We start from the raw sequence: 14,660 nt of genomic DNA on the forward strand, positions 1-14,660 counted from the left end.
TAAACGAATTATATGCGCTTAAACAGATTATTAGTCATTGTGCTAACGGTTTTCCTGTTTTTCAGCTCCTGCAAAAAGTACCTGGATGTTGTGCCGGACGGGGTGCCTACGATCGACTATGTATTCAGGCAGCGGTCCACTGCGGAACAGTATTTGTTTACCTGTTACTCGTTCATGCCTAAACATGGCGACCTGTTTGCCAACCCGGCATTTATGGCGGGGGATGAGCTTTGGTTTCACTATCCGTACCAGCTTTCCGGCTTTACGCTCGATATGCGTTCCTGGGAAATTGCACGCGGGTCACAGAACGTAAACAAGCCGCTGGCGAACTACTGGAGGGGAGAGGAAGGCGCCAGCAGCAACCTGTTCGAAGGGATACGCTATTGCAACATCATGCTTGAAAATATTGGCAAAGTGCCGCATATGGAGCAGTATGAAAAAGATCAGTGGACTGGCGAGGCGATGTTCCTGAAAGCTTATTTCCACTACTGGCTGTTCCGCATGTACGGGCCTATACCGGTGATCGACAAAAACACGTCCATCAACTCTTCTCAGGAAGAGGTGCTGGTAAGGCGCCAGCCGGTCGATTCCTGCGTAAATTATATCGTAGCTGTTATCGACAGTGCTATCACCTTATTGCCCGAGAAAGCCCTTAACATAGCCACCGAAGCCGGCAGGATTAACCAGGCGGTTGCCAGGTCGGTAAAGGCCGAAGTGCTGATCACGGCTGCCAGCCCGCTTTACAACGGTAATAGCATTTACGCGGGTTTCCGTGATAAAGAAGGTAAACTGTTGTTCAACCAGGATAATGATCCGCAGAAATGGGTGAGGGCAATGAACGCTGTGCAGGAAGCCATTGATCTGGTACACTCACACAACCACCGCCTCAACCGCTTTGTAAGTACTTCAAACGTTCATGCTGAAGTTAAGACAGTAATGGACTTCCGCACTGCGATTACAGATAATTTTAATTCCGAAGTAGTTTGGGGCAATACGAACAGTAACGCCAATATGATCCAGAACCTGGCGCAACCCAGGATTAACGCGGCCAATGCACTAAATACGGCTTGCTGGAGCCTTTCATCCGTTCCCCTGCATGTAGTGAACCAGTTCTACTCAAAGAATGGTGTGCCTATTACAGAAGACAGAACGCTGGATTTCAGTACCCGCGGTGCGCAAACCCGGGTAGGCAGCGATGCAGAAAAGAACTACATCGAAAAAGGATACACGACCGCAGCGATCAACTTTGACCGTGAACCACGCTTCTACGCCAGCCTGGGCTTCGATGGCTCCAAGGTATTCGGTAACGGTCAGCCGGCAGGCGCAGAAATGTTCCACCTCGAAGCCAAACAAGCGCAGTATACAGGATGGGATGGTGCGCCCACACGTTACAATGTAACCGGGTACTGGCCGCTGAAACTCGTGAACCATATGAACGTTTTGCCGACTGTTACTTCCTACAGTGTAGTGCAGTATGCATGGCCCGTTATACGACTGGCCGACCTGTACCTTATGTATGCAGAGGCATTAAATGAGGTGAATGGCCCGGGTGGCGAAACCTTCCGCTGGATAGACTCTGTTCGCCTCAGGGCCGGTGTGCCCGCCGTACAGGAAGCATGGACGAATTATTCTTCTAATCCAGGAAAGATCAACAGCAAGGAAGGTATGCGCGATATCATTCACCGCGAACGCCTGATCGAATTTGCTTTTGAAGGCCAGCGTTTCTGGGACCTCAGGAGGTGGAAAGAAGCAGAAAGGGTATGGCAGGTGCCCATCCAGGGATGGAATTACGGGCAGAAGGACCTGGTAGGCTACTACTCCTTTACCACACTGTTTAACCGCACTTTCCGCCTGCGCGACTACTTCTGGCCGATCAAGGAAGAAGACCTGATACGAAATAAAAATCTTGTACAAAATCCAGGTTGGTAACAATTATAAATCTTATACCCATGGTACACTATAAAAAATTGCTGAGCATGTGCGCAATAGCTGCAGGCTGCTTTGCCGCAGGATGTAAAGAAGAACATGTAGCACCACTGCCCGACAGCGAATCTATTCCGCAACTGGTGAATAATGTGAAAGTGATAAATATAAACGGCGGCGCAAAAGTAACTTATGCGGTGCCGCCTGATCCCAATCTCATGTATGTAGAGGCGGAGTGGGAACACAATAAGATCAAACGGAACGCAAAAGCCTCATACTACGGCGATACGCTGCTGCTGGAAGGCTTCGGTGATACACTTAGCACTGATGTAACGCTGTATTCTGTGAATAAGCGGGAAATTCGCTCTGCCGCGCAGCACATCTCTATAAAACCGTTAACGCCGCCCGTAAAGCTGGTGCGCGACGGATTAAAAGTGAAGCCTGATTTCGGTGGCGTGAATGTTACTTTCGAGAACGTAACCGGCGGCGATATCGTGATCGTCATACTGGCGAAGGATGCCAACGGTGAAATGAAACAACTCGATGCCTTTTATACGGGACTGGTGCGTGGCGAATACAACATCCGCGGTCTTAAAGCGGAACCTTACAACTTTGGCTTTTATGTAAAAGACAGGTGGGGAAATATCTCTGATACCCTGATGGCGGAACTGACGCCGTTGTTCGAAGCGGAGCTGGATAAACTGAAGTTCAAAGAACTCAATCCCTATCCGGGCGATGTGAACGGTAACCTTTATTCGGCAGCTTACCCGATGCGCCTGTTGTTCGATGGCAAAACCACAACGATCTTCGTAACAGGACAAACCATTGGCCTGCCCTGCAGTATTTCGATAGATCTGGGTGTAAAGGCTAACCTGAGCCGCATGAAATACTACCAGCGCCAGAGTACTGCATTTTATTACAGTTCCGCCACACCGGAAGAGTTTGAAGTGTATGGGTCAAACAGTCCCGCGCCAGACGGCGATTGGAACAGCTGGACACTGCTGAGGAAATGTAAGTCTGTTAAACCGTCGGGCCTGCCGCTTGGCCAAACCAGTAACGACGACCTGGAACTGGCAAGGGCCGGCGAAGACTTTAATTTCCCCCTGAGTACGGAAAGCTATCGTTACCTGCGCATCAAATTGACCAAAACCTATGGTAACTCGGCTAATGTCACTTTTTCTGAACTGAGTTTCTGGGGAGCTTACTAATTCAAACCGATTACATGAAACGACTAATATTTCTGGGAGCAGCGATAGGTTTTATATCGATGGCTTCCTGCAGCAAAATGGATGCGCACTACGGGGATTTTATTAAAGACGGCGCTAAGATATACACCGGCAAAGCCGACTCGCTTACAGCCGCTGGCGGTAAAGGCAGGGTCATACTTTCGTGGATACTGTTCTCTGACCAGAACATCACCGGTTGCCGCGTACTGTGGAACTTCGGGGCCGACTCACTGATCATACCGGTTAAACGTTCCCTGCACCCGGATACCATTAAGCTGCCGATAGAACTGGCAGAAGGCGCCTATAACTTTACGGTATATACATTTGACAGTAAAGGCAATGGCTCTGTGGGTGCTGAGGTGATCGCGAACAGTTATGGGGCTGCTTTCCAGTCGTCGATATTGCCAAGAACGCTGCGCTCGGCAGATAAACAGGCTGCTGCCGGCACTATCAGTATCACCTGGGTGGGCAGGGAAGAAAAATGCATTGGTACAGAATGGCAGTTCACCGGTAAGGATAACCTGCCAAAGACACATTTCTCGCCGCTTGGCGATACTACAATGTTATCTGGCTGCGATGTGAGCAAGCCGGTAAGTTACCGCTCTGTTTACCTGCCTGAAAAGAATGCTGTAGACACTTTTTATACCGGATACAAACCACTGTAATATGCAGCGATTTTTGACAGTTGTGCTGCTGATGATCAGCCCTGTTGTGTTAAAAGCACAGCAGGGCCTCGTATGGCATACGCCGAAATGGGTGAATGGGGTGGCAAAAAGGGACACTGCACATATGTTCTACCGCCTGCCAGCAGAAATGAAATCCCGTGTCAGTAAAAATGTGTGGGACCTTTCCCTGTTCACTACCGGGGAGTTCCTGCATTTCAGGACGGGCGCACGCCATTTCGAAGTGCGTTACCAGCTTTCGGGTAAACATCGCGAAATGCCCCATATGCCTGCTACCGGCGTAAGTGGGGTCGATCTTTTTGCGAAAGACCGGCTGGGGCGGTGGAACTGGGCCTCACCCTACTACAGCTTTGGCGACACGGTGGTATATTCTTACAAACACCTGAAGATAGATGCAGGGGCCGAGGTAGATTATTATCTGTACCTCCCACTATACAATACGGTTTCCTGGATATCCATTGTTACCGACGAAGGCGTAAAGGTGGAGTTTCTCCGGGAGAGAAAAGAGAAACCCATCGTGGGATACGGTACGTCTATCATGCACGGTGCCGTGGCGTCCCGGCCAGGTTTATCGTGGACGAACATTTTATCCCGCAAGCTAGACAGGGAAGTGATCAACCTCGGGTTTTCCGGCAACGGGCGTTTTGAAGCGCCGATATTCGACCTGATGGCCACGGTGGATGCAGCGGTATATCTCTTCGACTGTATGCCTAATCTTACCCGGGCAAATCCCGATACGGTGGAAGCCCGCATCCGGTATGGTGTTAACAAATTGAGGACCGCCCATCCCGGTGTTCCCATCATTTTTACCGAATACCCTTGCGGCGATATACCCTACTATATGGACAGTTCGCTGATCAATGACCGGCACAATTCCAGCCAGGTGATCGCAGCTGTGTACAAAAAGCTGAAAACCGAAGGTGTAACGAATATCTGGCTGCTTACTGAAAAGGAGATCGGTTTTGATATTAACAGTACCACCGAACACACGCACCCGAACGATATTGGAATGATGAAGTATGCAGATGCGTATGAAAACAAGATACGCGAAATACTACGCGAGCCTGTCGGCCAGTTCACCACACAGCAGCCGGTGGCGCAAAATGATAATCGTTATGACTGGATGTTACGTCATGATGAGATAAAAGAACAGGTGCGCAAAACAAATCCGTCTGCTGTCATCTTCGCTAATTCTATCATCCATTTATGGGGCGGCGCGCCTGTGACAGATACTTTCAGGCGTAATGGTCCTAAAGCATGGGAAAGATACATACAGCCGAAAAAGGTGCAGAACGCAGGTTTTGGCAGCGACCGCATCGAGAACGTGCTTTGGCGAATATACCACGGCGAGCTGGATCATTTCAATGGTAAAAAGATCATTGTAATGATCGGTACCAATAACCTGGCCGTGAATAGTGATGAAGAAATCGTAGCCGGCTTGCAACTGTTATTGCAGCAGATCCGTAAACGTAAGCCTGAGGCGGAACTTACAATGATAGGCATCCTGCCCCGGAGGAAACGTGAAGAAAGGGTGAGGGTGTTAAATGAAAAAATCAGGTTGATGGCCGAAGCTGGTGATTATCGCTTTGTCGATTACTCACCCTATTTTCTGAAAGGGAATAAGGCAAATGAAGATTTGTTCATTGGCGACGGACTTCATCCTGATGAGGAAGGTTATTCCATCCTCGGTAAACAATTACAGCAAATATTGTAAATCAAATATGCATATGAAATCATTTGTTTATGCAGTGTGCCTGCTGGCCGTTAGTCCTGCAGCAGTGCTGGCGCAAAAGACCGCTACCGGTTACGTTTATAACGACGACAACAGTAATGGCAGAAAAGACGCAAAGGAAAAAGGTGTAGCCAACATCGCCGTAAGTAATGGCCGTGAAGTAGTAGTAACCGATATAAAAGGTAAATACAGTCTGCCTGTGGAAAATGATAACATTATTTTCGTGATCAAACCCAAAGGTTACCAGGTGCCGCGGAATGCGAAGAATCAGCCTCAGTATTACTACATTCATAAACCAGGCGGATCGCCTGCCGGGTACAAGTACAAAGGAGTGGCGCCCACCGGTCCGCTGCCTGCCTCGGTAGACTTCCCGCTGGTGAAGTACAATGAACCAGATAACTACCGCGCGCTGGTACTCGGCGACCCGCAGGTACTGGAGCACCAGGATGTAGGCTTTTTCGAAAAAGGCATTATGTCGGAACTGGTAAATGTAAAAGATGTGGCTTTCGGGATTACGCTGGGTGACCTCGTAGGAGAAGACCTCAATATGCACAAGGACTACATTAACGCCGTAAGCGTAGCCAATATTCCCTGGTACAATGTAATCGGTAACCACGACACGAATAATGATGCTAAGTCGATCGACAAGAATGATGAAACTTATGAGTCGAACTTCGGGCCGTCTACTTACTCCTACAACTACGGTCAGGCGCATTACATTGTGCTGAACGATAACCTGTTTCCCGACCCGCGTGATGGCAAGGGCCTCTGGGGCGGTTTTACGGCCGAACAATTCACATTTCTCGAAAACGATCTGAAACAGGTGGATACCAGTAAACTGATCGTGCTGGCCTTTCATATTCCTTTGTACCAGGCGGAAGGAGCATTCCGTACGGAAGACAGGACCCGTTTGTTCTCCCTTTTGGCGAAGTATCCGCATGTATTCGCGTTGTCGGCCCACACCCACAACCAATGGCAGCGCTTTTACGACAAGGAGTGGGGCTGGCTGGGCGCCAAACCTTTCCATGAGTTTAATGTAGGCGCCACCTGCGGCAACTGGTACTCTGGCCGCATGAACGAACAGGGGGTACTGGAATCGGTAATGAGCGATGGTACACCCCGCGGGTATGCTTACCTTAATGTGACCGGCAACACCTTTACCTGCGATTACAAGGTAGCGAACAAACCTGCCGAATTCCAGATCGGCCTGTGGCATCGTAAAGTGATGTCTACCATCTGGTGGGATGGCCGCGGCTTCCTGTACGCTAATTTCTACATGGGTTATAAAGACAGCAAGGTAGAATACCGCGTAGATGGTGGTAAGTGGAAACCGATGAAGCACATCATTGAACCGGATCCCGCTTTCGTGAGCGAATTGTTTAAATGGGATGAGGCAGATGAAATGTTCCGCGGCCGCCGTCCTACTGAACCGGCAAACTGTAATCACCTGTGGCGTGCGCCTTTATCGGAGAAAATCGGCATTGGCGTACACCAGATCGAAGTGCAGGCAACAGATCCGTGGGGTAAGGTGTTTGTGGAGAAGAGTGCTTACCGGATTGAGGAAGCGAAGTTCTAATACTTTTTTATTAAAGGCCAGGTAAATCCAGGGATCTGCCTGGCCTTTCTATTTTAACTCAGTCAACCGCATCAACGCTCCTAATAAATTGCAGGAAGAGTAGTAACTCATTATAGATACTGTCGCGTTCAATGCTCTCACCTTATCCTAAAAGCGATGTGCCGGCAGCTCTTGTTTCAGGCATATGCTTTGATGAGCAGCCCAGTGCCCGCTGCAAGTACTATAATCAGCGGTTCCTGCACCTTCTTTGCAAACAGTAGTATCGCTATCACTGCGAGGCATATTATAACTGTTGGTACATCGTAGATGCTACGTTGGCCTAACACGATCACTGCCCCGGCTATGGCACCAATGGCGGCTGCCGTAATGCCATCAACAAATGCTTTAATACCCGGTCTTTTACCGTATTTTTTAAAGTAAGGGGCTGGTAATACAGTAAACAAGTAACAGGGAAAGAATGTGGCAAATGCCGCCACGAATGCTCCGGAATAACCCGCTGCCAGGAAGCCAATGAACCCAACAGTAATTACCACTGGCCCGGGGGTGATCATGGCCACTGCCACAGCATCCATAAATTGTTGTTCATTAAGCCAGGCGAAATCTTTAACCACCCCGCCATACATGAAGGGAACGATAGCCAGTCCGCTACCAAAAACAAAAGCACCCGCTTTCGTGAAGAATAGCAGGATGTCTAACAGTCTTCCGGACGGAGATGCCGGCCCGGCATTAGCTTGCAGCACTAACGACAGTAAGAATGGCGTCGCACTTGCGGCTTGCTTCATATGGCGATAGGAGAATTTTACCAACCAATAAAAAATGCCGCCTCCAATAAATAGCAATAAGTTCTCCTGCTCTGTTAGTACGGTGGTTGCCGCTGAAGTGATGTATATGAACCATAAAGAATAATCCCTGCCAATGGTTTTTTTTGTCAGTTTATAAGCGCTGATCGCGATAATCCCGATTACGGCAGCGCCTATGCTGTAAAATACCGTCTGCATCCAGCTGATACCCTGAAAGTGCACATATATCATTCCCAAAGCCAGCACCATGATGAATGATGGCAACACAAACGCGAGGCCCGTTAACGTTGCCCCCAACAGCCGGTAATGTACATAACCTATATAAATGCCCAGCTGCGCAGCCAGGGGGCCGGGGGCCAGCTGCGACAATGCCAGTCCTTCGCGGTAATCGTCTTCGGTGATCCATTTGTGCTTTTCTACCAGGTCGCGGTGCATATAACCCACGAGTGCAACCGGGCCGCCGAATCCGATAGTACCCAGTTTCAGGAAGTAAAGCGTTAGTTCACGCAGGCTGTATGGCACGGACGTTTGCGTACTCATTATCGATGTATTTGCAGTTAAAACACTATTCCAAATTGAAACCCGGCGGTGAATGTGGCAGGTTGGTCGTTTCCGAAGCGCACTGGCAGCGGTATGGCGGCAAACATACTACAACTCCTGCCTTTGATCACGATCTTATTCAGCACCGGCGTAACGCCATAACGGCCGGACGTTTCAAAGGCCGCGCGCCCGGCAAGTGTCCATCCACTGCCCAGCCCGAACAACACGCCGGGATGGAACAAGAAGTTGCTCATCCTGCTGGTACTGCCTGTAGCACGAATAGTGGGTACAAACTCCAGGGAGAAACCGATCTTCGGACTTTTCCAGATATTGATGCCTGTTGGCATGCCCGCAACATAACTACCGTCGAAGTTATAATGCGGCTCATCGCTGCCGATAGTAACGATGGGGTGCAGTATGCCAACGTACGCGCCCACCCTGGGGAATAATGAGGGTGTTCGTTCCTGGGCGTAAGTGTGGGCGTGTAACAGTGTAATCAGCAAAAAGAACAATAATGTTTTGGCACCCGAATAGATGCGCGGTGGTATGTTTACGATCGGTATCATTTCAAATTGTACTGGTCAGCTACAATTTTAGCATCATCCGCGGAGCATAAATAGAACAGGCGTTACCCCGGTTGTATGGTTCTTACTTTTTTATAAAAAGCACAGTTATTTTTTCAGCTTTCTCCTGAAATCAGAGGGGCTTTCGCCCGTGTGTTTTTTAAAGATCCGGGAAAAGTGGCTCTGGTCTGAGAAGCCGGTAAGATAACTGATCTCGGTTAGAGAGTAGTGCTCCGCCATCAGTTTTATCGCTTTATCGATGCGCTGTTTACGCAGATATTCGCCAAAGGAGAGGTTATCAAAATGTTTAGAGAACTCCCGGGAAAGATAGGAGGGGTTAATGTCCAGGTTTTGGGACAGCTCCTTTAACGTGAGGTTAGTATCGATATGGTCCTGTATCATTTCCTTAAGTTCCTTCGCCCAATTGGGAATACGGGCGTTTTTCCCTTTTTGCTCTTTCAGGAAACGATTAAATACCTCAAGCAACAGGTTTTCAAACGGCTGTTGTGTATGTTTTTCGTGCTGCAGGTGTTGCGCCCAGCTGTATAACGCATCATAAATCAGCATACCCTTTTCCAGCAGTTCGTAATCATCTCCGAAATTATAGGCTAATCCCGCCGATATAGCCCATAATCCCGCGGCCTGAGGAGAAATATCGTGCCGGTCGGTATCGGCTCCGCGAACTATCGGGGCCATTATGTGTACAGCCACATCTTTCAACTCGTATTTCCTGATGAGGCAATCAAAAGTACACTCCTCTCCATAGTGCGTCAGTTCCACACCGGGTATGTCATATGGTATGGCATCCTGTTCTGTGGCCAGTGCCAGTACCTGGTCAAAGGGGACATAGAGAAATACTGCATCCGGATCAATGAAGCGACGAATGAGCCAGGGGCAGGCAAGGCGGTCTATTTTCGGATGTTCACGGGTGATCCATTTCATAAATTAAGTCAGAAGACCGGTTTAAATATACGGATTCATAGCCAGCCGGAGCCATCCGGCTGACTGCCCGCAGCTGCAATGATAATGTGTTTTGATTGTACCCAATAGAACGGTGATTACTGGTTTGGATAAAAATTACTTTTTTCAGATAAATAAGTCTTCAAAAGCCAGCAACCGCTTCAAACGGCCATTTACCGTTAGCTGGCGAAGACGCAGCAACGGGGTGATATTAAACATTTTCCGTTTATCAGGTGATATCTTTCTCTGGTTCCTTTCCCCCGGCTGTAGGCCCGCCTGCGGTGAGATTATCATCATACATCGATTTTTTTTACTATTTTGCCGCCCTACATTCGTTAAAAATTAGTTCGGTCAGTAACAAATGCGCAGATTTACATTCCAAAAAACGTTGCCTGGCAAGTGCCTCGCCTTTGGCGTGTATTTCCTGTTTTTCTTCGTGCAGTTACACCTCCGCTATGTTTTTGTATTCACGCAGGATGCTAAGGCGGAGATAAAAACCGTTCGGTTTGCCGGCACACACTATAAATTCAGTAAATATAACCGCGACACCCAGGATAAATCCGGTGCTGAGGTAAAACATACCAAGCGATATATACCGGCTCACGTGTTTGAGCCTTTTTCGCTGGAAATACAGTTCCACCTGTCAACGATGGCAGTACTACTGAAAAAGGAAGTAGTTGCTACGCCCTCGTTCCTGTTACCTACACTACTAAGCAGTTCTTCCTTCCGCGGCCCGCCTTCTTTTTGCTGATCGTTACTTTGAATTACATGCTTAAAGGTGATCATCCGTGATTACCTGTAATGTTATATTCCGGGTACATGATCACGTTTAGTTTCAGACAGATCCGCATGTGGCAGGAGTTTGCTGCGTGAAACGGACCGATTTACAGAAGGTGCTGACCTAAATGCCAGTACTTTCTTTTGACTACTTAAACTGATGGCGTTGGAAGATTTAAAGAAGGCGGATTACGCAAAGTTATTGGATATGCTGGCACAGCACACGTCGGATGTAATGACCTTGTTAAAGGATGGGAGCATGAGTAAAGAATACTTTGCCAAAAAAGCAATGATAAGGTTATTAATGACGGAGATAGAAAGAAGAAAGGACAACGGGGAGGCAAATGAAGTGCCAGAGAATAGTTAGAAAAAGTTCGGGTTGATAATAACGGCCTGCCAGGGTAAAACTGGCAGGCCGTTTTGAGCCTGGTAATACCGGCACCCAACCGTCAGGGTTTAATGACAAAAAGATGCATTCAAAGCTACCCCAAACATAGGCATGTAATCGCTTAGTTCTTTGATACATTGGAATTAAAACTAACGGCGGATCACCCTGCGGCCTTTTATTACGATCTACCTGCGTGTAAACGTAATGTTTTGACCGCGCGAATCGGCCTGCACAGCCGTTATTTGTCCATCACTCCCCGTAATAAAGAGAAATTCGACCGGCAGCTTACGGCCATAGTAGTGAAGCTCGTCGGATTTGTAGATCTCAAACGCCGGGTTGCGACCTAACTTGGCAAATAGCCTGTTTTCATTTTTGATAATCTGGAGTTCGGGGCCGTTTGAGGCTGCATAGTTGCCTGGAAGCGCTGTTAATTCGTACGCGGAAATGGGCTTGCTCTCCCGGATATGAGGCATCTGGAATGGCTGCTCCAGCATGATCTTTTCGATATCACTCCAAAGCTGGTTAACAGGTAAGCCGGATACATTACTCAGGATAATAAGGCTGGTTTTTTTACCCGGATATTGCACGGATAACGCGGAGCAGCCAAATGTACCACCACCTGTATACCGGGCTGCCGGAAGTGCAGGCGTTGCCTCACGCAGGAATCACCCGTATCCGTAAGTATCGGAGTGGCCATTGATGGGAGCGGTGTTCTGAATGGTGAACAAGATGTCTTTTACTTTCGGATGCCAGAAGCCTTCTGCCAGGAAACTGTTGTTCCAGCGTTGGAGATCGGCGGCTGATGTATACAAATCGCCGGAGCCTTTCATTAAACTGTAATCGCGGTAAGGTGCTGCCATCAGGCTGTCACCCGCCAGATGATAGCCACTGGTCATCCGGGGTACAATACGCAGGGGACTGTAGACGCCGGAGGTATGCATCTTCAAAGGAATAAACACTTCCCGGGAAAGGATCTGCTGGAAGCTGTCTTTATAAACCTGTTCCAGTATATTGGCCAGTAGCATGTAAGCCTGACTGGAATACTGTGTGCCTGTGCCGGGTTTAAAAAGTAAGGTCATGCTGAATATTTCTTCCATGGCCTGCGATGGTGTAAATGGCAGCAGTGACTTGGTTTGCCAGTACCCTTTAATACCTTCATTATGTGGAATGCCGGAGGTATGTGTGAGCAGCTGATGAATGTTGATCGCCTTCCATCCGGGAGGCGCTGAAGGGAAGAACTGACCGAGCGAATCGTTGATCCGTAACTTTCCATCAACAATAGCTTTCGCTGTAAGCGCGGCGGTAAACTGCTTCGTAATCGATGCGATCCTGAATACGGAGGCCGTTTGAACAGGCACTTTGTATTCCATTACCGCAAAACCAATGGTATCTGTAAAAGTGTCCCCTGCATTGCTGATCTGCACTAAGCCGTTAAACCCGTTCAGCTTTTGCTGTACCAGCAGGTACTGGTGTATTTTATCTTTTATCTCTTGTTTGAATTGGGCATTGGCTGATAGGCTGACCAGGCTTAGCAAGGCAGCAATGAGTATACGGGCAATTGGATTCATGCGCTTTTTACTCTATTAGTCGCAAAACAGGCCGAAAACTTACAGTACTGGTCTAAATAACGTTTAAAAACGAGCAGTGCTGTAAAAAGAGAAGGCTGGCCAATGAAACGGCCAGCCTTCTTTACTTTATAACAGTTGTATTCATCAGTTTACTGCCAACCTGGGTTCTGTCCCAGCTTAATGTTCCTGTCGCGCACTGTTTGCGGGATGGGGTAGAGGTATTTGGCATCGATCCACTGGCGGGGGCCAGGATTCCAGATTACCTCTCCGGAAGTACCGTTTGATAATTGTATACGGCCTACTGCGGTGGACGTGCTTACATCTACAAACGCAATACCGGGTGTGGTGGATGTTGGCTTAGTGCCCTGGTAGAAGTACACGTCTTTAATGCCGTCGCCATTGAGGTCGTATTCGCCCAATGCCGGAACGTACATGCCGTTCATAGCAGCATTCTGGAACAGTTCCCCCAGCTTCCAGCGGCGCAGGTCGTCCGGGCGGAGGCCTTCAAACACCAGTTCAACACCACGTTCGCGCAATACTTCCAGTAATACGGGATTGGTGAATTTATTCGCAAAGAACGTGATCATGTAAGGATCGGCCACGGTAGGTGCAGTGGTCAGTGTAACGCCGGTAATACCCGCTCTTTTACGCAGTGCGCCAATGGTCGCCGTCCAGTCTGCATCCGTCATGCGGTTCAGTTCTGCAAGGGCCTCTGCTTTATTCAGCAATACTTCTGCCCAACGCATGATGATATGCGCATTGTCGTTACGGCTTTCGTCATCGAAGGGGAAACGCTCGTCGTAGCACCATTTGATAGGCTGGTAGCCGGTATAGGTTTGGTTAAAGTTCGGAGGTGCAATTACCGGAACACTGTTTTCTGTCCTGCGATAATCACCGGTACGGATCGTTTGTTTCAACCTTAAGTCGCGGTTTTGCACTTCGTCCACAAAAGGAGTGGTGGCATATGCTGCGTTGCTGGTGAACGGCGTTCCATCCAGGTTAAGATAAGTATTGATAAAGCGGCGGGTGAGGCTTGGACGGTTGCCGTACGTAGGACTGATAAAGCGACGGTTTGCAGAGCTGAACACCTGGAGGTTAGCGCTCAATGCCACGGATAAAATAGTTTCGTCGGTGAAAGCTGATTTAGCGATGAACAGTTCACGGTAACCTCTGTCTGCCGTAGCGCCCTGGTGCAATGTAAAGCCCCTGATCTCGTTTGCCTCTTTCACCACTTCTTCGTACCAGGCATCAGCAGTGGCCTGTTTATTATAATCCGTATGATATTTACGGAATGATGCTTCGAACAGGCAGATCCTTGTTTTATAAGCACGTGCTACATTTTTGGTGATGCGTGTGCAGCTTGGATCGGCAGTAAGGGTGATGTTCTCGATCGCATAGTTCAGATCTGCCAATACTTTGTCCATTACATCAAACCTGTTATCGCGTGCAGCAAACAGCATGGCGGTATCAGTAACCGGGATTGTTTTATCGATCCAGGGCACGTCGCCGAAGCGTTTTACTTTTTCGAAATAGAACAGGGCGCGGAAGAAGCGGGCAACGCCTAAATAATGTGTTTTTGTGGGTACGGTACTTTTTTCGGTATTCTCGATATAATAGTTGATGTTACGCAGGTCTGTCCAGTTCCAGCCAGAGCTGGTAATAGGAGAGAGTGCGTTTGGTGCCAGATAATTATCCACGCCGTTACGGGCAACGAGGTCAGAGTTGTCGTCGTCCTGGAATACGCCTACATCCGTACCGGGCAGCAGGTCGTAGAAGGAGTTGGCATAAAGTTCCAGGCCACTTTCCGAACCGAATACAGCTTCATTGGTGGCAGTATCTACAGGCAACTCGTTCAGGTCGCAGGAGCTGGCCGATAATAACATCGCCAGGGCAATTGTATAGTTGAATATTTTTCTCATGGTCA

General features: G+C 48.6%; 14 protein-coding genes. 7 read left to right on the top strand and 7 right to left on the bottom strand.

The window, feature by feature from the left end:
* The first annotated feature begins 12 nt into the window (after positions 1-12).
* From QZT80_RS18045 to QZT80_RS18065, 5 genes are read left to right on the top strand one after another with little or no spacing between them, the layout of a single operon-like run.
* Complete coding sequence (locus QZT80_RS18045; RefSeq protein ID WP_295125185.1) at positions 13-1,929, top strand: RagB/SusD family nutrient uptake outer membrane protein; 1,917 nt, start codon at positions 13-15, stop codon at positions 1,927-1,929.
* Between the two features lie 20 nt (positions 1,930-1,949).
* Positions 1,950-3,131 (top strand): DUF5000 domain-containing lipoprotein, encoded by a 1,182-nt coding sequence (locus QZT80_RS18050; protein WP_295125188.1) that lies wholly within the window; start codon positions 1,950-1,952, stop codon positions 3,129-3,131.
* A 14-nt stretch (positions 3,132-3,145) separates the two neighbouring features.
* Positions 3,146-3,814: a DUF4998 domain-containing protein gene (locus tag QZT80_RS18055; protein ID WP_295125191.1), complete on the top strand. Its 669-nt coding sequence runs from the start codon at positions 3,146-3,148 to the stop codon at positions 3,812-3,814.
* A 1-nt stretch (position 3,815) separates the two neighbouring features.
* Positions 3,816-5,546, top strand: a complete 1,731-nt coding sequence (locus QZT80_RS18060) for an SGNH/GDSL hydrolase family protein (protein WP_295125194.1) — start codon at positions 3,816-3,818, stop codon at positions 5,544-5,546.
* A 13-nt stretch (positions 5,547-5,559) separates the two neighbouring features.
* Positions 5,560-7,140 carry a calcineurin-like phosphoesterase C-terminal domain-containing protein gene (locus QZT80_RS18065; protein ID WP_295125197.1) on the top strand — a complete coding sequence of 527 codons (1,581 nt, stop codon included), beginning with the start codon at positions 5,560-5,562 and terminating at the stop codon, positions 7,138-7,140.
* A gap of 176 nt (positions 7,141-7,316) precedes the next feature.
* Here QZT80_RS18065 and QZT80_RS18070 read toward each other — a convergent pair whose 3' ends face one another.
* The 4 genes from QZT80_RS18070 to QZT80_RS18085 all read right to left on the bottom strand — a co-directional run bounded on the left by QZT80_RS18070 (position 7,317) and on the right by QZT80_RS18085 (position 10,300).
* Complete coding sequence (locus tag QZT80_RS18070) at positions 7,317-8,480, bottom strand: chromate transporter (RefSeq protein WP_295125200.1); 1,164 nt, start codon at positions 8,478-8,480, stop codon at positions 7,317-7,319.
* 17 nt (positions 8,481-8,497) lie between these two features.
* A complete protein-coding gene (locus tag QZT80_RS18075; RefSeq protein WP_295125203.1) occupies positions 8,498-9,046 on the bottom strand; it encodes a hypothetical protein in 549 nt (182 codons plus the stop codon).
* A 105-nt stretch (positions 9,047-9,151) separates the two neighbouring features.
* Complete coding sequence (locus tag QZT80_RS18080) at positions 9,152-9,985, bottom strand: chromate resistance protein ChrB domain-containing protein (protein ID WP_295125206.1); 834 nt, start codon at positions 9,983-9,985, stop codon at positions 9,152-9,154.
* Between the two features lie 144 nt (positions 9,986-10,129).
* Complete coding sequence (locus QZT80_RS18085; RefSeq protein WP_295125209.1) at positions 10,130-10,300, bottom strand: hypothetical protein; 171 nt, start codon at positions 10,298-10,300, stop codon at positions 10,130-10,132.
* 64 nt (positions 10,301-10,364) lie between these two features.
* On the opposite strand from QZT80_RS18085, the gene QZT80_RS18090 reads away from it, so the two are divergent.
* Together QZT80_RS18090 and QZT80_RS18095 are read left to right on the top strand one after the other, a co-directional pair.
* A complete protein-coding gene (locus tag QZT80_RS18090; protein WP_295125212.1) occupies positions 10,365-10,754 on the top strand; it encodes a hypothetical protein in 390 nt (129 codons plus the stop codon).
* A gap of 186 nt (positions 10,755-10,940) precedes the next feature.
* The gene (locus QZT80_RS18095; RefSeq protein WP_295125215.1) at positions 10,941-11,147 is read left to right on the top strand and encodes a hypothetical protein; all 207 of its coding nucleotides are present in this window, start codon (positions 10,941-10,943) and stop codon (positions 11,145-11,147) included.
* 206 nt (positions 11,148-11,353) lie between these two features.
* Here the strand turns inward: QZT80_RS18095 and QZT80_RS18100 are convergent, their stop codons facing one another.
* From QZT80_RS18100 to QZT80_RS18110, 3 genes are all read right to left on the bottom strand, one after another.
* Positions 11,354-11,755 (bottom strand): hypothetical protein, encoded by a 402-nt coding sequence (locus QZT80_RS18100; RefSeq protein WP_295125218.1) that lies wholly within the window; start codon positions 11,753-11,755, stop codon positions 11,354-11,356.
* A 78-nt stretch (positions 11,756-11,833) separates the two neighbouring features.
* Positions 11,834-12,736, bottom strand: a complete 903-nt coding sequence (locus QZT80_RS18105; protein WP_295125220.1) for a serine hydrolase — start codon at positions 12,734-12,736, stop codon at positions 11,834-11,836.
* A gap of 149 nt (positions 12,737-12,885) precedes the next feature.
* A complete protein-coding gene (locus QZT80_RS18110; protein ID WP_295125223.1) occupies positions 12,886-14,655 on the bottom strand; it encodes a RagB/SusD family nutrient uptake outer membrane protein in 1,770 nt (589 codons plus the stop codon).
* Positions 14,656-14,660 lie beyond the last annotated feature (5 nt).

This window comes from uncultured Chitinophaga sp. (assembly GCF_902168175.1).
Classification (GTDB): domain Bacteria; phylum Bacteroidota; class Bacteroidia; order Chitinophagales; family Chitinophagaceae; genus Chitinophaga.